The sequence below is a fragment of the Nostoc mirabile CHAB5784 genome (assembly GCF_020829645.1).
Taxonomy (GTDB): domain Bacteria; phylum Cyanobacteriota; class Cyanobacteriia; order Cyanobacteriales; family Nostocaceae; genus Nostoc; species Nostoc mirabile.
Genome location: NZ_JAIVFS010000061.1, coordinates 1 through 21,137 on the forward strand (window position 1 = coordinate 1; position 21,137 = coordinate 21,137).

At 45.0% G+C, this 21,137-nt stretch carries 5 protein-coding genes; 1 reads left to right on the plus strand and 4 read right to left on the minus strand.

All coding sequences use genetic code 11. The features are described 5' to 3' along the window. Positions 1-428, plus strand: a 428-nt coding sequence (locus LC653_RS28980) for a transposase (RefSeq protein WP_504828438.1), incomplete at its 5' end; no start/stop codon positions are given. Between the two features lie 54 nt (positions 429-482). On the opposite strand, the gene LC653_RS28985 is transcribed toward LC653_RS28980, so the two are convergent. From LC653_RS28985 to LC653_RS29000, 4 genes are all read right to left on the minus strand, one after another. Further along, complete coding sequence (locus LC653_RS28985) at positions 483-623, minus strand: hypothetical protein (protein WP_229498106.1); 141 nt, start codon at positions 621-623, stop codon at positions 483-485. A 184-nt stretch (positions 624-807) separates the two neighbouring features. Further along, on the minus strand, positions 808-8,688 hold the full coding sequence (locus tag LC653_RS28990; protein WP_229498107.1) for a type I polyketide synthase: 7,881 nt from the start codon (positions 8,686-8,688) through the stop codon (positions 808-810). A gap of 298 nt (positions 8,689-8,986) precedes the next feature. Beyond that, complete coding sequence (locus tag LC653_RS28995) at positions 8,987-16,906, minus strand: type I polyketide synthase (RefSeq protein ID WP_229498108.1); 7,920 nt, start codon at positions 16,904-16,906, stop codon at positions 8,987-8,989. Positions 16,907-17,164: 258 nt separating this feature from the next. After that, complete coding sequence (locus LC653_RS29000) at positions 17,165-20,971, minus strand: AMP-binding protein (protein WP_229498109.1); 3,807 nt, start codon at positions 20,969-20,971, stop codon at positions 17,165-17,167. Between the last annotated feature and the right edge of the window lie 166 nt (positions 20,972-21,137).

The following is a 21,137-nucleotide window of genomic DNA, read 5'->3' on the forward strand; positions in this document are numbered from 1 at the left end:
TATCTCAGGTTTTGGATACTGATAAAAGTTGCCATAATGCAGTGAGTAAAGTTATTGCTTATTTGGCAGGGCAAAGAGTAGAAATTCCATCAACTGATACAAGCGCATATTGTCAAGCGCGGTCTAGATTACCAGAAAAGTTGTTAGAAAAACTTTTTAGTCAGTCTGGACAAAGTTTAGAAGACAAGGTAGTAACAGAGCATTTATGGTGTGGTCGAAACGTGAAGTTGATAGACGGGTCAACTGTGTCCATGCCTGACACTGTAGAGAACCAGAAAGAATACCCTCAACCAAAGACTCAAAAAGCTGGATGTGGGTTTCCAATTGCAAAAATTGGCGTGATGTTCAGTTTAGCGACGGGAGCCGCTGTCGGATTGTGCATCGATATTTTGAACACTCATGATATTCGTTTCAGACTACCTGTCTAGGGGGCATCGTATATTAAATGATATCACTAATCTAGATTTTGTTCATTCAAACATTCACCTAAATAACCCAAGTTGCGGGTTATCGACTGATGTGTGCTTGTTACCACTCAATTCATGCGATGGCGTACCCGCCCGACGTAGGCGATCGCTTTCCTGAGCGTGTCTTTTGTGGCGATCGCTTCCATGACACTGCATCAAGGACGACCGCCTGACCCCTCCTCGACTGTTCAATAACTTTCAAAGCTGTAGCCCTTATTCCGTATAGCTTAGAGCTTTTCTTAGTGCCATTCGACCAACGTTACCTTATCAGTAGACAAGTCACCGGCTGAAGCTGCGAATGCAGGGAGAGCTGTGAATGCGGAAAAAGCCGCTTTTGGGTTTACTGACTTTTGAGTAAAGCTTCTATAGCTTCTAGTTCATCTGTAATTGAGGTTTCAATACCCTGTTCTGACATGGAATTTTCTAGTTCAGAGATAATCATCACCTGCGCTAATTCCCTTTCTTCTGTGTTTAGTAGGAATTCGCTGGCAATGTGGTGCGCTAGGGATTGAATGGTGGGATGCTCAAAAAGGACTGTGGAAGCGATCGCTTTATGCAAACTGGCTTCCAATCGACTACGTAATTCTACCATCATTAAAGAATCCATGCCCATATCAAAAAATCCTACTTGGGCATTTGGTAGTTGGGAAGTTGGTAAACCTAAGACTTTACCAACTTCAGTTTGCAGGTAGTTGGTCAATAAGGAAATGCGATCGCTCATCCCCAATGATGTTAATTGCTCCATTAATTGGGAAGTTTGATGAGTGGGCGATGGTGCTTGGGCTTGAAAGTCTGTAAAGAACGGAGAGGATAAACCTTGGGCTAGGAGTTCAGTCCAATTCACTGGTACTACTCCCACTTGACTGCTAGATTGTGTCAGGAGGAATTCTAAAATATCTATGCCTTGGTCAGGAGCGATCGCACCAATCCCCCGTAAACTCATTTGAGTAGCAATTTGACCTTTGGCAGCAGCACCGATATCTGCCCAAACTCCCCAATTTATACTCAGTGCGGGTAATCCTTGGCTGTGTCGATACTGTGCTAAGGCATCGAGAAATGTGTTACCAGCTACATGGTTGGTTTGTCCAGGAGAACCTAATAGGGAAGCGGCAGAAGAAAACATGATAAAATAATCCAAAGGTATATTTTGGGTCAAAAGATGTAGATTCCAAGCACCTGCAACTTTTACAGACATCACAGACTGCAACCGTTCCGAATTCAGTTGCTGTAAAACTCCATCATCTAAAACGCCCGCTCCATGAATGACACCACGCAAAGGCGGACATTTTTGTTGGATGTTAGTCAGAACTGCTGCTAATTGTTCTGTGTGAACAACATCTGCCTGAGTTGTGATAACTGTAGCACCTGCGGCTTGTAATGCTTGAATTTGTGACTGTGCTTCTAGTGTCGGGCTGCTACGTCCCACGAGTACCAAGTATTTCGCACCTTTTTCAACTAACCAATGGGCAACGCGCAAGCCTAAACCTCCCATTCCACCAGTAATCAAATAGGTTCCTTCGGGATGAACTGGCAATGTTTGCAAATCATCATCTATCGGTTCGTGGGTAATGGCGATTTTGCCAATATGTTGCGCTTGTTGCATCATCTGCAATGCTGTCACCACTTTTTGGGCAGGAAAAACTGTTTGGGGTAAAGGTTGCAACTTTTGGCTTTGAAACTCTGCCATGAGACGATGTAACAAGGATTGCACCTGTTGAGGATTTTGCTGTGCGAGATTCATTAAATCCACCAGATGATAGGCAACTTTGGGCTTGACTTGAGCAACTTGTTGTGCATTCCAAACTCCCCGTTTGCCAATTTCAATAAAGCATCCGTTGGCTTTGATAACTTCTAGACTGGCGGCAATCAACTCACCAGCTAGGGAATTAAATACGATATCTACACCTTTACCGTCAGTGATTTCTAGAATTTCTTGGGCAAAATCCAAGTTGCGTGAGTTAAAGATGTGTTGAACACCTAAAGAACGCAATGTCTCCCATTTCCTTGGACTTGCTGTGGCAAAGACTTCTGCCCCAGCTTGTTGAGCAATTTGTAAAGCTGCCATACCTGTACCCCCAGTGGCGGCGTGAATGAGGATGTGTTGTCCTTTTTGAATTGCAGCAACTTCTTGCAGGGCATAAGCTGCGGTAAGGAAATTGGCGGGAATTGTCGCAGCTGTCTCAAAGCTCAAAAAGTCGGGTTTGGCAACAACAAAGCTGGTATTAGTAGTAACATATCGGCTAAAACTATCAGCAGCTAAGGCTATGACGGCATCACCGATACTAAACTGAGTTACGCCTTCACCAACAGCGACAATCTCACCGGCACATTCAACACCAAACCAGTTGCGATCAAAAGGCAGTAGTCCCAAAGCATCTAATACGTCAATAAAATTTAATCCCGTCGCCCGTACCTGAATCTCTACCTCCCCTGGCTGCGGTTGACAACGCTGTGAGGTTTGCCATTGTAGGGAGTCGAGTAAACCGCGTGTGCCGATTGTTAAGCGGTAAGGCTGTTCGGGAACGGCAAGTACTTTTTGGGGATTAGTGAAGCGAGTTAATCGTGCTACCCTTCGCCCAGTTGAGTGGAGGGCAATTTCCTCTTCCTGGGAAGGGTGCATGAATTCAGTTATGAGGGTATCAACTTGGGAAATTGCTGCTTGTGTCGGATCTAAATCCACACAGCGACAATTGAGTTCTGGGTGTTCCAGACGGATGACTTTACCCATACCCCACACAGGTGACTGCATCAATCCTGTGATTGTGGAGGTGGGATTGACTGCACCTTGAGTCACCAGCCAGAGGTTAATCGGCTGATGTTGCTTTTGAATTAGGGTTTGGACAAGGTTGAGAACATTGGTACATTCAGCGTAACAGTCTTGAGGTAGAGTCTCAATGTGTTCTTGTGAACCAGAAATATAAACAATGTTTTTGATTGATTTCTGAATGCTTTCTGATGTTAAGAACGTCCCAACCTCCCTTGCGAAGGCTAGTGTGTCCGAATTACCCCCCTTAATCCCCCCGATGCATTGGGGGAAACCGGAAATCAAGTCCCCTCCCCAATGCATCGGGAGGGCTAGGGAGGGGTAAAACCGACTTGTGTGTACACCGTAGCTTGCTAAGGGGGGCGATAATTCGTTATTCTCTGTTGTTAGGGGAGCTAAAATGGTACATAATTGCTGTTGATGGTGTAATCGTTGTGCGATCGCATCTCCTAACTCGGAAAAATCTGTCACAATTAACCATTCCCCAGTACAGACGCGATTAATCGCGTCTGTACCTTGATCTGACTGGGCCACAATTACTGCTTGTTGAGCCAATACCTCTGGAAGCACAGAGTTAGGGATAATATTTGCAACGCTGGCAAATCCATTTACTTGTAATAAATTGTGCCACTGCTGGGTAGAAATTAAGGGATACGTAGGACGCAAATCTTTGTCTTGGAATCTCCACCAGCCTTCAGTTAAACCAAAAATCAAATCCAGCCAACTACTGGGACAAGTCCCTTCCACGAGTATCAATAATCCGTTGGGTGCGAGTAAGGATTTGACGTTGGTGATGGTTTGGCTTAAATTTTTGGTGGCATGTAGAACATTTGCTGCAATAATAATATCAAAACTGTTGGCAGTAAATCCCCCAGATGCAATTGGCTGTTCAATATTCAAACTTTGGTAACGGACAAAGCTGTAATCTGAAAACTGCTGGCGTGCTTTTGCTAAAAATAGTGGAGAAATATCAGTAAAAACATATTCCACTGATTGAGTAGCAAGTTGGGGTAAGAGATTAGCTGTGGTTCCCCCTGTACCTGCACCAATTTCTAGAATTCGCACAGTTTGCCCAGGCGGTAACTTTTCTAAAGCTGAGAGTACCGCTTGCTGTACTAGAGTATTCATCATCTGGGCACCAGGGGAATTTTGATACAGTTGAGTAATTGCTGTCAAGTCTCCATTGGGAAATAATATTTGTAAAGGTTCACATCGTCCCTGCAACACCTCTGCTAAACGTAAACCACAGCGTTTAATTAGCGTGAGTTCTGCCGAAGAAGATGGGTATTTTGTTTGTAGTTGTGCTTGGAGAATTTGTGCTTGTCCAACATTAGGAGACTGTCGCACATACCATCGTTCATCTCGTTGTTGTAGAATACCTGCGACTGTTAACATTGACAGCAGGTGTAGAAACAATTGTTCTTGCTCAGGTATAATTTGCAATTGCTGCCCAGAAAAATCTTCACCCATCTGCAAAGATAAACCCAACTGTTGCAGCGCTTCAACAATATAGGCAAGACTCAGAGTTTCCAACTGGGGTAATAATTCTGCATAGATTTGGATCTCCGATTTTGTTAACAGTTTAGTGAATTGAGGTGCTAACTGCTGTGCAATCATCTCTGGAGAAGGAAGCAAAGATGTCTCCTGAAACAGAGAATTGGGGTAAGATTGGGTGCGCCATTCCACCTCATACAACCATTCTCGCCAGTCTGCTGATGAATCTTCAGCAAAGATACTTTGTGATTCCACAGCTTTCAGTTGCAGTCCGGAAAAAGTTGCGATCGCTACTCCCTCTGGCGTTAAAACTTGGATATCTGCAATTATAATTGGTGATGAGATATCTCTATGACGCAGTTGCACCCAACTCCATAGATTTTCCCCGACTGGTTCCCAAATAGTCAAGCGATCCAAACCGATGGGTAGATAAATAGATGAGGTGGACTGGTGAGATAAAATAGCTGCGATCGCTTGTAAACATCCATCCAACACAATTGGATGGAACTGGTAGCCAGCACGCTCAGTACATATTTGTGGTAGATGAATTTCTGCCAATGCTTGATTGTGATTGTACCACAGTTGGGTAATGACTTGGAACATTTCGCCGTAATCAATGCCAACCGTTTTGAGGTTTTGGTAGAAGTCGGCAATATTTGTAATTTGGGTACAATGCCGTTGCTGTTCTAAAAAATTAAAAATCCCATTTGGCTTAATATCTTTGTTCACACCCACTTTCCCTGTTGCATGAACAGTCCAAGCATTTTCAGTGGTGCTGACAATTTCAAATTCGTAGCTGTCAGTGAGAATGAATTGTACAACCCGTGGGCAATCTGGGGTGAAAATGCAAGCCTGTTGCAGAGAAATATTTTCTAAGTATAGACGTTCGCTTTGAAAAACTTCCTTTCCGGCTGCCAATGCCATTTCTATGTAGGCAGCTCCTGGTAAAATTACTTGGGCAAATATCCGATGGTCTTGCAGATATATCGGATAATTATCAGCGAGTTGTTGCTCAAAGTATAAATTAACGGATTTGGCTAAGTGTAATTTCTGTCCCAATAAAGGATGGACATCCACACGACCCCTCCCCAACCCTCCCACCCCCCTTTCATCCCCCCTTGGTAAGGGGGGACAGAGGGGGGTGCTTGATAGGGCGGGTGGGGTAATTTCTGCCCAGAAACGCTTTCTTTGGAAGGGATAATTTGGCACATCAAGACGCTGACGGTTGTAACCTTGATCAAATCTGTGCCAATCAAGCTGAACTCTTCGCCGATAAAGCGTCGCCACACTTGATAATATTACCTGCCAATCCTCCTGTCCGGCTCGTAAACTGGGCAACCAGAGATATTTTTCCTCATCCGCTACCAGCGATCGCGCCATACCGAGTAAAATTGGCTTGGCTCCAACTTCCAAAAATACACTACACTCTTGCTGAATCAGGGTTTGAACCCCGGCAAAAAACTGCACTGGCTGGCGGATATGACGACACCAATATTCAGGTGTGGCAATTTCTGCTACGATGATTTTGCCAGTAAGATTAGAAATGATTGGGTATTGCGGCGGATGAAAGTTGACAGTACGGGCGACTTGCTCAAATTCTGTGAGCATCGCCTCCATTAAAGGAGAATGGAAGGCATGGGAAACTGGTAAAGGTGTAGTTTTGATGCCTTGGGCTTCCAATATGACGGCAATTTGGTCAACAGCAACGGTTTCGCCGGAAATCACCGTGTTATTGGGTGCATTGACAGCTGCAATGGATAGCTGTTGATTGAAGGGTAGAATTAGTTCTTGTAACTCAGACGCAGCAGCAGACACCGCGATCATTTTACCGTGGGGTAACTGCTGCATGAGGCGGGCGCGGGTGGCAATCAGCTTTAGTCCATCCTTTAAACTAAACACTCCTGCAATACAAGCAGCGACATATTCACCAACACTGTGTCCCATGAGAAAATCAGGTGTCACTCCCCAAGATAGCCATAGTTGACAGAGGGCGTATTCCAGGACAAATAAGGCTGGTTGGGTGTAGATGGTTTGGTCTAAACAAGATGCGGTGAAAGAAGAATTATCCGTGTTTTCTACAGTGTCACCTAAAGCAAATAAAAGTGAACGCAAATCCAAATCAGAAGACAGTAATTCACAGCAATGATCTACTGCATCTTGAAATACAGGCGCAGTATTATATAGTTGCCAGCCCATATGAACATACTGGCTACCTTGTCCGGTGAAGAGAAAGGCGATTTTTGGACGTGGTTGAGGAACCCCACCCGCCCTATCGGGCACCCCCCTCTGTCCCCCCTTGCTAAGGGGGGATGAAAGGGGGGTGGGGAGGGGTGTATTTTCTTGACTGTCAACAAAATGATATAATTTTTCACAAGCAACGGTAGGAGAATCGGCAATTATAGCTAAACGATATTCCAAGTGCGATCGCCCCGTGTTGGCACTAAAACAAACATCTGCAAAAGAAACATCTTGATGTTGGCTGAGATAGGCTACATAGTTACGGGCGAGATGTTCTAAAGCTGTAGGAGTTTTAGCACTCAGAGTTAGAATATGTAGAGGACGTTCAATTGTATCTTCTTTTTGAATTTCTGTAGCTGCTGCTGCTAATACGATATGGGCATTAGTGCCACTAAAGCCAAAGGAACTGACACCAGCCAGCCGTTTGTCAGAATTCCAAGGGATACAGGTAGTGGGAACGGCAATGGGCAATTGTTCCCAAGCAATATGGGGATTAGGTTGCCCAAAATGCAGATGAGGGGGAATTTCACCGTATTTTAATGCCAAAACCACCTTCATTAACCCAGCAATTCCCGCCGCCGCTTCCAGATGTCCAATATTGGTTTTAAGTGATCCGATCAATAAAGGGCGATCGCGGGTATGATTGTCACCAAACACAGCCCCTAATGCACCAACTTCAATGGGATCACCCAAAGCTGTACCTGTCCCGTGGGCTTCAATGTAAGTAATATCTCCTGGTTTGACTGTGCTATTTGCTAATGCTTGGCGGATGACAGCTTGTTGTGATGGCCCGTTGGGAACCGTTAACCCACTGCTGCGCCCATCTTGGTTGACAGCACTACCTTTAATCACTGCAAGGATGGGATACCCTGCGGCAATGGCATCTGACAGTCTCTGAAGGACAATGACACCGCAGCCTTCGCCCCGAACAAAGCCATCTGCTGTTGCATCAAAGGTTTTGCAACGCCCATCATTGGCAAGCATCCGGGCTTTGGAGAAATTAATCGTAAATTCTGGTGATAAAATACGATTCACACCACCTGCTAAAGCAATATTACATTCACCACGACGCAGACTTTCACAGGCAAGGTGTACTGCTACTAATGAGGAAGAACAAGCGGTATCAACAGCTAAAGAAGGGCCTGTGAATCCGAGTGTGTAGGATAGACGACCAGCCGCAGTACTATGGGAATTACCAGTTGCTAAGTAAGCATCTATATCTGTAACGGGACGATTTAATAGATGAGTTGAATAGTCATTACTACTAAGTCCAATAAAAACACCTGTAGGACTATCTGCGAGTTGTTCTGGAGGGATGCCTGCATTTTCCAAAGCTTCCCAACTGACTTCGAGTAACAAACGCTGTTGTGGGTCGAGAGAAACGGCTTCTCTAGGAGCAATACCAAAGAATTCTGCATCAAATTCCTGCAACTGCCCAACAAAACCCCCGTAACGATTATACATCTTACCGGGAACATTTGGGTCGGGGTCATAGAATTTATCCAACTGCCAGCGATCGCTCGGTACTTCTGTAATCGCATCAACGCCATTGCGTAACAGTTCCCACAATGCTTGGGGAGTATCTGCCCCACCGGGAAAACGGCATCCCATACCCACAATGGCGATTGCTTCTGTTTGTGCCTTGAGTTTGCTACGTAAATCCCGCAACTTTTGTAGAGCATTTTGCATTAAACTACGATAGTCTTTGGATTCAGGTTGGGTCATGTCGCTTCGCTCCAATTCGTAATTCGTAATTCGTAATTCGTAATTAATACCCCTGGACATTGATGCTACGCATTTCTTTGTTTTCCATAAATAAATAATGGTGCTTTAACAGTTATCAGTTAAAAGTTTTGATAATTGGGTTTAAGTCCCCCACTTATCAAGTATCCGCATTATCAGTCAACAGTTAACTGATAATGCGGATACTGTTCACTGGTTTAAATCTTACGCTGATAATGAGGATACTTGATAACTGTTGACTGTTCACTGATTTAAACCGTGAATTACGAATTATTTTCAGTCAAAACTTTTCCTGTTTAATTTCTAATAATTCCTGTGCTAGTAAATCGGCAATTTCGTCTTCGGATAACTCTGACCCAGAGGAGTCTGCTTTGTCTTGGGCTATTTGGGAAGGTTGGGAGTCATTTAGATGTAATACCTCTTGTATTAAGTAGGGCACCAACTTCTTGATGTTCGGATAGTCAAAAGCAACTGTGGCGGGAAGTGTGGATTTGAGGTCGGTTTGCAAACGATTTTTGAATTCGATCGCTGTCAAAGAATCCATACCCAGATCAAAAAATCCGGCTTGGAAATCAATGGCATGAGCTTGAAATCCCAAAACTTGGGCGATTTGCTGGCACACATAGGTATTGAGTAAGTCATAGCGATCGCTCTGGGCAGCTAATGACAATTGCTCTAATATAGATGATGTAGTTGGAGTTAATGAGGGCACAGGTGTCTCAAACCGTTCCAGAAATCTTGAAGATAGTCCAAGTTGTGTAAATTGTCTCCAATCAATTGGTACAACTCCCACCTGGGCAATGGGTTGAGTCAGCAGATATTGTAAAACTTGGATGCCCTCAATCGGTGCGATCGCTCTAATTCCTCGCTGTTCCATCTGGCTGGTGACTTGGGGTTGTGCAGCAGAACCAATTTGCGACCAGATACCCCAGTTAATGCTCATTGCAGGTAATCCTTGAGAGGTGCGATAGTGGGCTAAAGTATCCAGAAAAGTATTAGCCGCAACATGATTTGCCTGTCCGGGAGAACCAAATAAGGCCGTTGCTGAGGAAAACATGATAAAATAATCCAACGGAGTGTTTTGAGTTAAAAGATGCAGATTCCAAGCACCCATGACTTTAGCAGCCATGACCTTTTCCCAGCGCTGCCAATTCAGTTGTAGCATTACACCATCATCCAACAAACCCGCCGCATGGATAACACCAGCCAAGGGTATAGTTGATTCTTGTATTTGCGTTAATACGGTTGCCAAGTCTTGCTGTTGTGAGACATCCACCTGGGCAACGGTGACGGTTGCACCTGCTGCTTCTAACTGCTGAATGCGAGATTTTGCAGCAGATGTGGGAGCATTACGTCCCAATAAAACAAGATGACGAGCGCCCATATCTACGAGCCATTGAGCTACCAATAAACCTAAACCGCCTAAACCACCAGTAATTAAGTAAGTGCGATCGCTTTTGAATAAGATTTGATCCCCCCTAACCCACGCCAGTTGCTTCAAGTCGGCAGAGCCGCCCAACGCACTGGCTCCCCTTAAAAAGGGGGGAACAAGGTCTTCCTGTTTCAAAGGCAAAACAAAGCCTTTCTTTAAAACAGGTGAAACAAAGCCTTCTCTTGAAACAGGTGGGACAAAGCCCCCCTTTTTAAGGGGGGTTGGGGGGATCTGATTTGCTGCATAGCCAGTTGCCATAAGTTGGGAAACCACTACCTTACCGATGTGCTTACTCTGTTGCATATACCGAAAAGCATCCACAACATTTGCCATCGGAAATACTTGAGCGGGCAATGGTTGCAGACGATGATTAGCAAATTCCTCTACCAACTGCTGTAAGATTTGTTGCACTAATTCTGGTTGCTGTCGGCACAAATCCACGATATCGACTAAGAAATAATCTGCATTTAGTTTGACCTGTTTAACTTGTGACTCTGACCAGACGCCGATTTTGCCAATTTCCACAAATCGCCCGTGGGGTTTGAGAACCGCCAAACTCTGGGGTATAAATTCCCCACCCAGAGAATTGAGGATAATATCTACACCTTCTCCTTGAGTTTGGGCGGCAATTTCGGCACTAAAGTCGAGGGTGCGGGAGTTAAAAATATGCTGCACACCTAGTTTTTGCAATATCTCCCACTTGGAAGGACTTGCTGTGGCAAATACTTCTGCCCCAGCCATCTGGGCAATTTGAATTGCTGCTTGACCGACACCACCAGCGCCAGCGTGAATTAAAATTCTCTCGCCTGCACGAATTTTAGCCAGATGATACAATGTGTAAAATGCTGTCAAAAATGCCACAGGAATAGTAGCAGCTGACGTCACACTCAGATGTTGCGGTTTGGGTACAACCATCTGTGCATCCACAGTTACGTAATTACTAAAACTGCCACTCGCTAATGCCATCACTGTTTGTCCTACTTGGAGGTTTTTAACTCCCGTACCGACGGCAACAATATCTCCGACGCATTCACAACCCAAAAGTCCTGCATCTCCAGGATATAAATCCAAGGCATTCAACACATCACGGAAGTTTAACCCAGTCGCCCGGATACAGATTTCTACTTCTTTAGTAGCTGGGGAACGACGGTTGATAGTTTGGAAGTACAGATTTTCTAGAGTTCCTCGCTGATTAATTATCAGTTGACGCAAAGATGTATCAATAGGAGAATACCTCGCAAGTCTTGCGACACGGCGAGTTTGACCGCGCCAAGCAATATCCTCTTCTGGGGAATTTGCCAGCAATTCTTGTAACAGGATATCTAATTGTGCTGTGAGCGATCGCACTGGGTCAAGATCCAAGCAGCGACAGCGTAATGGATGCTCTAACCGCATAACTTTACTCATCCCCCACAAAGTAGCAGCAGCCATACCGGGGATATCGTTTTCTACACCTGTGGCTACACTTCCCTGAGTTACTTGCCACCATTGAGGCTGGGTAGCTAGTGTTGACAGTGTTTGTAACCAATGCGATACTTGACCACAAAGAACTTGTTGTGTTGCCATTAGTTGCTCTGTAGTCATCTCGTTGGTGTGGGGTACATCCAAACCCCAAAGATTGATCAGGTGGGATGGGGTAAAGGGTAGAGTAAAATTTGAATCTGCTGTAAATACAAGATGACAAGTTGCGCCTTGTGCCTCTAAAGCTGCCGCAAGTTGCAAACCAACACCTTGCTGATCTGCTAAAATTAACCAACATTGAGGCTGGGTTGCATTCAAGTATTGTAGGGGAGATGGGGGAGATGAGGAAAATGAAAGAATTAATTTGTCTCCCCTTTCTCCCTCATCTCTAGATAATTTGGGAGTTTGGGCAATCAACACGGCTTGTTGATCAAAAAATTGGGAATTCTCTATTGTTGGGTTGAGAAGGGTTGTAGATTCAAATCCCACATCCTTTAATAATTCCTGCCATTTTTTGCTAGAAATTAAGGGATAATTTGGACGCAATACTTGGTCTTGGAAGCGCCACCACCCCTCAGTTAAGCCAAAAATTAAGTCTAACCAACGCACGCTTTGCACACCTTCTAATAAGATCAGTAATCCACCAGGGGATAATAATTGCTTGATGTTGGTGACAGTTTGGTGCAAATCTTGGGTGGCGTGGAGGACGTTGGCAGCAATAACAATATCAAAGCTCTTTTCTGTGAACCCTTGGGTAGATAAGGATTTCTCAATATCGAAAAGCTGGTAACGCACGCCAGAATAACTGGCAAATCGCTGTTGTGCTTTGCTCAAAAATAAAGGTGAAACATCGGTGAAAAAATACTCAACTTTTCGTTGTGCTAATTCTGGTAAAATATGGGCTGTAGTGCTACCAGTACCAGCGCCAATTTCGAGAATCCGCAGGGTTGATTCTGGTGGTATCTGTTCTATAACCGCCATCAGTGCCTGTTGCACTAAAGTATTCATCACCTGTGCCACTGGTGAATTTTGGTAAAGTTGCGTCAGGTCACTGAAGTCTCCTTCGGGAAATAGTAACTGTAAAGAATCGATGCTTCCTTGTAAGACTTCTGGCAAATGACTAGTACAGCGTTCGAGTAAAGTGAGTTCTGCTGTTGCACTGGGGTAGGTTTGGCGCAAATGGGCAAAGACTGGGGTAGTTGCAGTGGGTTGAGTTGTTCTCAAAACCCGCCAGTATTCATCCTGTTTTTGTAAAATCCCCTCTTCTTGGAGCATTTGCAACAAGCGGTGACACAATCGCTGATGATGACTAACAACGCCCATTGCTAGCATTGCCTTATTAGTCGAGAATTCCTCACCGGGTTGCAGTGAAAATTGCAACTGCCCGAATGCCTCAAGTACACAAGCAATACTCAACTCCTCCAGTTGTGGTAATAATGATGCGTAGGCTTCAAGCTCTGGCTGATTTTGGGTGAATTGTGCGGAAATATGTTTGCTAATGGTAGACGGATTCTGCAAAGTATGGAATAATAATCCTACGGAGTTTATTGGGTGTTCTTCCCATTCCACTTGATACAACCAATCTTGCCAAGTATTCAACTCAGCATTTCTCAAACTATCCTGTCTGACTGGCTGGATTTGTAAGCCGTCAATGGTTGCCACTAAACTACCATCTGGATTTAATAGTTGCAAGTCGGCAATGTAGGAAGACTCGTCGCGAAGTTCCACATAACTCCAGAGGCTCTCACTTAGCTGACCATACCAACGTACCTGCTCTACACCTACAGGTAAGTACGCTGTGGATGGCTCAGAAGTGAGGAAGATTGCACCCATTACCTGAAAACAAGCATCCAACAAAACGGGATGAATTTGATAATAGGATGGATCTGTGAGCAATGGAGATAAACGAATCTCGCCTAAAGCTTGTTTTTCTCCCCACCAGAGGCGTTGAATTGCTTGGAAGGACTTTCCATATTCCACTCCCAATTCTTGGCAAGTTTGATAGTAGGATGTTACAGCAATTTCTTGAGGGCAAGTTGTTTGTAGTTGAGTTAAATCTACAGTGGTATACCCCTCCCCAGCCCTCCCGATGCATTGGGGAGGGTGTCCAATAGGATCGTTTTGGAGGATGCCTGTAGCATGAGTTACCCATGCTGCATCTTGGGAAATATTGTCTGTGCTGGCAATTTCAAATTGGTAGGTTTGTTGATCTACTGCTTGGAGAATGAGTTGCAGGGTGGTAGTTGTACTTTCTGTCAGAAATAATGCTTTGCTAATGACAATATCTCTGATCGTGTAAGCATCAGTTTTCCAGATTTCTTTTGCTGCTGTCAATGCCATCTCCACATAGCCCGCAGCTGGCATGACGATATGATGGAAAACTTGATGATGTTGCAAAAATAGCGGCTGATTCTGGCTGATTTGACTTTGAAAATAAATTTTCTCTGTATGGGCTAGTTGTAATCTCTGTCCCAACAAAGGATGTTGATGGAAATACCTGTTTTGTGGTACTATTCTGTCCTGTTCAACCCAAAAGCGCTGACGTTGAAATGGATAAGTAGGTACTAAAACACGCTGAGGTAATTCGTCACCTTCAAAGTTCTGCCAATTGATATTCACACCCCGCATATATAATGATGCCAAACTGGATAGCATCACCTGCCAATCGCTTTGTCCTGAACGCAAACTTGGCAACCATGTGAGGTTTTGGGCTTCTGGAAGACAGGTTTGTGCGATACTGAGCAAAGTCGGTTTTGCACCAATTTCCACAAAGACTTCGCAACCTTCTTGTGCTAATGTCTGAATGCCAGCAGCAAACTGCACAGGTTGGCGGATATGACGACACCAATACTCAGGTGTAGCAATTTCTGCACCGATGATTTTGCCAGTGATATTCGAGACTAGTGGAATTTGGGGGGGATAGTAGGAAATGCTCTGTTGCATTTGCTCAAACTCTCTGAGCATCAGCTCCATTAAGGGAGAGTGAAAAGCATGGGAGACTGAAAGTATTGTAGTTTTTATCCCTTGGTTTTGCAAGGTTTCTACAAGTTGCGCGATCGCTGTTTGCTCTCCAGAAATTACTGTATTATTTGGTGCATTAATTGCCGCAATAGATATTTGTTGTTCAAATATTTGCAGTTGTTGGGCGATGTCTGCCGCAGATGCAGCAACTACCACCATTTTACCATTATCAGGCAACTGCTGCATTAAACGAGCGCGGTTGGTAATCAACTTGAGTCCATCCTCTAAACTAAAAACTCCTGCAATACAAGCTGCAACATACTCGCCGACACTGTGTCCCATTACAAAATCCGGTTGCACTCCCCAAGAGAGCCATAGTTGACACAAAGCATATTCGAGGACAAATAAGGCTGGTTGGGTGTAGATAGTTTGGGATAAATTTTGGGAGTTGGGAGAGACGCGATTAATCGCGTCTGTACTGGGGAGTGGGGAAAGATAAAGTAGATTTCGCAAATCTAAGCCTAAGTCGGGATGCAATAACTCACAGCAGTAATCAATTTGGTGGCGAAAAGAGGATTGAGTCTCGTACAGTTCTCTACCCATATTGATATACTGGCTGCCTTGTCCGGTGAAGAGAAAGGCGATTTTAGATACTTGACTTTTAGATATATCTGTAGTATTGTCTAAATAATTTACAAGATTTTCATAACATAATATATAAGAATTGGCGGGTATCGCCAGACGATATTCAAAGTGCGATCGCCCAGCGTTAGCGGTAAAGCAAACATTAGCGAAGTGCGTATCCGGTGGCGTTGCTAGATAGTTTTTATAAAGTTGGGCGAGTTCTCGTAATCCTTGGGGAGTTTTGGCGGAGAGCGTGAGTAGGTGCAAAGGACGTTCAATAGCATCTGAATTTTGAATTTTGAATTTTGAATTTTGAATTGATGAAGGTGCATTTTCTAAGATGATATGCACATTTGTACCACTCATCCCAAAGGAACTAATACCAGCTAGTCGCTGTTTATTCTGATCCTGCCAAGGAGTTAATTTTTGTGGAACGGCAAGGGGTAATTTGTCCCAAGGAATGTAGGGGTTGGGTTGTTGGAAATTCAGGTGGGGTGGAATTTGCTGGTGCTGGAGGGCAAGAATTACTTTGATTAATCCAGCAATTCCAGCGGCTCCTTCGAGATGTCCAATGTTGGTTTTGACGGAACCAATGTATAACGATTCATCTTTTGTTCTACCTTCACCTAAAGCTTTGGCTAAGGCCAAAACTTCGATGGGGTCGCCCAATACCGTACCTGTACCGTGGGTTTCTACATATTGAATTTGCTTAGGTTCTAACCGCGCATTTTTCAAAGCTTGACGAATTACTGCTGACTGCGCCGTGCCATTGGGGGCTGTCAAACCGTTGCTGCTACCGTCGTGATTTACTGCCGAGCCTCGAATCACCGCTAAAATTGGGTCATGGTTAGCGATCGCTTTTGAAAGTCGTTTCAGGACAACAATGCCACAGCCTTCTCCCCGTCCATAACCATCTGCTGCGGCATCAAAGGTTTTGCAACGTCCATCCACTGCCAAAGCTTGCAATTTGCAAAAGCCGATCATTGGCTCTGGCGCTAATATCAGATTTACACCTCCCACCAATGCTAAATCAGATTCCCCGGTGCGGAGACTTTCAGATGCTAAATGCAGTGCCAGTAGGGAAGAAGAACAAGTTGTATCCAACTGCATCACCGGCCCTTGTAGTCCTAAAACATAGGCGATACGTCCGGCGGTGATACTGCGGGTGTTGCCCAAGCTGCTGTAAGCATCAATTTGTCTGGGATCGTTAGATGCAATGCTGTATTTGGCGTAGTCATCAAAACAGACACCAATAAATACCCCGGTGCGACTACCTTTCAACTGTTGGGGAGATTGTCCGGCTCGTTCCAATGCTTCATAGCTGACTTCCAGTAAGAGGCGTTGTTGAGGATCTATGGCTGCGGCTTCACGGGGAGAAATGCCAAAAAAACGGGCATCAAATTGATCTACCCCGTCGATAAAATAACCGTAGCGGGTGTACATTTTTCCAGGTGCATCAGGATTAGTGTCGTAGTAAGCTGCTACGTCCCAACGGTCAGAGGGAATCTCGCTCACCGCATTGACACCATTCTGCAAGAGTTGCCAAAATGCTTCGGGATTATTTGCACCACCCGGAAAGCGACAAGCCATGCCAATAACTGCAATCGCTTCGGTTTTTTGTGACTCAATGGCTGTTAATTCTGCTCGTAACTGGCGCATTTCCAGTAAAGCATCCTTGAGCAAAGCTTGATAGTTGATGTTTGGCGATGATGAATTGCTCATGAGGAATATGGGTTTAATAATTTATAGCGTTTTACCCCACCCTAACTCTCCCCGATGCATTGGGCAGCCACTGCGCCCTTGCGGCAATGCCCGACTTGTTCGCGTAGCGGCGACCACAGGAGAAGCAAGTGGCGTGAGGGAACTGGATTTATAATTTCCCCCGATGCATTGGGGAATGAACTGGATTTTTGATTTCCCCCCAAATGCATCGGGGGGATTAAGGGGGATAATTCCAGGATCGGAATGAGATTTGTGTGTTCATGAGCGTGTCCTTTGTCGTGCTATGGCAATTTCTTGAGCTAACAGTTCTGCCATTTCTGCTGCTGATAAATCTTCTAATGAGGGGGATGAGGAGAACAAGGAAGAATTTTCTCCCTCATCTCCCTCATCTCCCCCATCTCCCCCTGGCTGAGTTTCAAAGGTATCGCTCAAATAACGGGCTAAATCTTCAATTGTGGGAAAATTCCAGGCGATGGTTGCTTCTAATCTCTGAGAAATACCCAACCATTCTTGTAAATCTTGAGCTAATTCTACCGCCGTAACAGAATCGATGCCGTAGTCAGCAAAGGCTTTCGTTGAGTCAATTTCTGAGATAGAAATGTGCAATTTCTGACTCAACCAAGTGATTAACCAGGTTTGGATTTCGGAATTAAACCCACTTCTTCTTAACTCTGTTCTTCGTAAGGGGAAGTTGGGAACAGTTAAGTTCTGGGATGGATTTTCTAAGGAGACTGTTGATTTACGTAACAATTCATCTAGCTGATCGTCTTCACCTGCTAAAGTTTGTTCTACATCACCAATCGTCTGTGCATACTCACTAATTAAATTAGCTGTTGTTTGCACGTTGGCTAATGGCAAGTTATCAGGTGCAAAATTTAAAGTTTGGTGGAGTTTCTCTTCAAACCGATTTTTGATCCAAGCGATCGCTCTTTGGATATTCGCTGATTTATCTATCATACCTGCCATTGCTGCCCAAAGGATAGCATCACTCGCCAATTCACCAAGTTGATGAGATGCCCAGCGCTGGATAGTTATATTATTAGTGAAGTGTAGGCGTAGCCCGCCGTAGGCATCGCTAATTCTTTCTACTGCATCAGCTAATCTTTGGGCTACTTCCACCGCACCCAAAGTCTGAGTCAGAAAATGTTGCAGTTCTTCGCCCTGTTTCAGCACACGCGCACCCAAAAATCCACATAAGGTTTCAGTCGGCCCTTCAAATATCCGAAAAACTCGCGCATCTCGAAGGATTTGTGGTGCTAGGTTGCTTTCGATATAGCCGCGTCCACCCAAGGTTTGTACCAGTAAATCTGCTGCTTGCCAGTAAAATTCGGGGGCAGAAATTTTACAAGCTGTGTACGCTTCTACAGGGACAGTAATTCCTTGGTCGAGTAACTCACAAATTCGCATCACCAAAGTTTCAACTGCGGTAATTGCGGCTGTCAATTGCTCAAGGCGATGTAACACCACAGGATGCTCTAGCAATCGTCCGGTAGCAATTTGACGACGCTCACTGTAGCGCCACATCAGTTGGAGGCAGCGTTTCATCCCACCTACACAAGCAGCTGCGATCGCTAATCTACCATACATCATCGCATCCTGGGCAACGCTCATCCCTGTCCCCACAGTACCCAAAAGTTGCTCAGATGTGACGGGGACATCTTCTAAATAAACGGTATTTTGCACCATCCCCCGCATTCCCATCGTCAGCGCTTCTTTTCCCTGGCGCAATCCAGGGCTACCCCGACGCACTGCAAAACCGCTAATACCTTGATGTGAATGTTGGACAAACACATTAATTACACCCGCCCAAGCCGCAGAACCACTCCAAATTTTTTCACCCCGCAACCGCCAACCATTACTATTTGCGATCGCTTGGGATGCGATCGCTTGGGGATTAGCACCTGCTCCCGGTTCCGTGAGGGCAAATGCTGCTAATTCCCTTCCCGTGGCAAGCATTGGCAGTAATTCTTCCTTCAGGGATGACGTACCATGCAGCAAAATTGGGCGAATTCCCAACACGTTATTCAGTCCCACAAACAGCGCTAAGGTAGAATCTATTGCCCCCAACTGTTGTATAATTCTGATGGTGTCCGTATGTCCCAAACCCAATCCACCATAACTAGGCGGTACTTGCATTCCCAACAGCCCCTGATTACCAAAGTCCAAGACAACGTGGGGCGGAATACAGCGCCGCTCATCCATCAAGCGCGAATTAATATGATGGTTAGCGTAATCTCGTAACCATCTAATCAAATCATCTGTTTGCTGTTTGCTACCCGCCAAATCACCCCTCCCCAACCCTCCCACCCCCCTTTCATCCCCCCTTGGTAAGGGGGGACAGAGGGGGGTGCGCGTCAGCGCGGGTGGGGTAAATTGAAGTTCCCACTGATAAATTACATCCAAACTCTTATTGATAAACCCAGCCTGACAAGCATGGCGTTGCACCTTGCCACTAGAAGTTTTGGGGATGCTGCTCGGTTTGAGCAAGCAAATAGCATACACCTGCAATTCATGTTCGCGGGAAATTGCCCCACGAATGGCTGTAATCATGGCTGCGGTATCAAGCCCTCGCCAAGCACTGCGTTCTACTTCCTGAACAACTACTAACCGTTCTTCACCAGAAACTTCTACATTGAAAGCCGCTCCCCAATGAGGATTAAGCATTTCATGACTGTGAGCAACGCTAGCTTCAATATCTTGAGGGTAATAATTCTGCCCTCTGATTATAATAACATCTTTTATCCGCGCAGTGACAAATAATTCTTTACCCCGCAAAAACCCTAAATCTCCCGTCCGTAAAAATGAACCTGCTCCTGATGCCAAAGTCGCTCTAAAAGTTGCTTCTGTGTCCTCCACACGACCCCAATAACCTTGAGCTACACTCGCACCCCTAACCCAAATTTCCCCTTCTTCCCCTTCTATACATGGTTTTTGGGATTTGGGATCAACAATCATGACTGTTTGTTCAGTGCTAGCGCAACCACAGCCAACGATCGCCTTTTGGTCAGTAAAAGTCTCAATAGTCGGTGCTTTGTCCTTATGTCCGCCAGTGACAAATAATGTTGCTTCTGCTAACCCATAACAGGGATAGAAGGCTTCTTGCCGAAACCCATATTGAGCAAAAGTTGTAGCAAATTTTTCTAGAGTTTGCGCCCGAATTGGCTCTGCTCCGGTAAATGCGATTTCCCAACTACTCAAATCCAAATCTTGACATTCCTCTGGGCGAATATCGTGCAGACACATTTCGTAGGCAAAATTAGGAGCGCCGCTAGTTGTGGCGCGGGTTTGGGAAATCGCCTGTAACCAGCGAATTGGTTTCTGGAGAAAGGCCACAGGAGCCATCAGCGTCACTGGGAAACCGCCATAAAGTGGCTGAAAAATTCCCCCAATCAAACCCATATCATGATAGGGTGGCAACCAGCTGACAAACTTGCTGCTAAATGAATGTCCAAAGCGATGATAAACTTGCGCCAAATTATGCAGTAGATTCCCGTGACTTAGCATCACTCCCTTTGGTGTGCCAGTTGAACCGGATGTATACTGTAACAGGGCGATGCTGTCAGAATTTAGGGAGGGAGGTTGCCAAGCATTAGCCAAGTCTAAAGAAATGCCATCGGTAGTAATTATCGGCAGAGTCGCCATTGCTGTTTCTTTTGCAGCTTCCCTCAACGAGCTTGACAAAGCCACCGTCGTCAAAATCCCACTTGGTTGGGCATCTGTTGCGATCGCTAATAACCGAGCTAAATTACGATTTCGACGTGGTGGATACACCGGTACAGCAATCACACTAGCATAAAAACAACCCATGATTGCCGCAATCAATTCTAGCCCTGGTGGGTACATCAGTAGTATACGCTCTTTTTGCCAATGCATCCCCTGTAAATGAGTTGCGATCGCCCGTGCTTGTTGATCTAACTCCCCATAGGTGAGACTAAGGCTTTCTCTGTCTTGGAGAAAATTGAACCCGATAGAGTTAGGCTGCTCCTGTATCCACAAGAGCAAAACATCCGGAAGTGCCACTGCTTCTTGTAGGGCTATTGAGAAAATTTCTCTTTGACGAGACATAATCATCCAACTAACTGCTTGAAGAGGGTATGAAATTGACTAACTAAGTTTGTGAAAAATTTGCACGTTACCTCTAATTTTATGTGCAACTATAGCAACCAATGTAAAAATATCATTTTTTTTGCAATCTAACCTATGCAATATAGGATATATTATTTTTCATAAT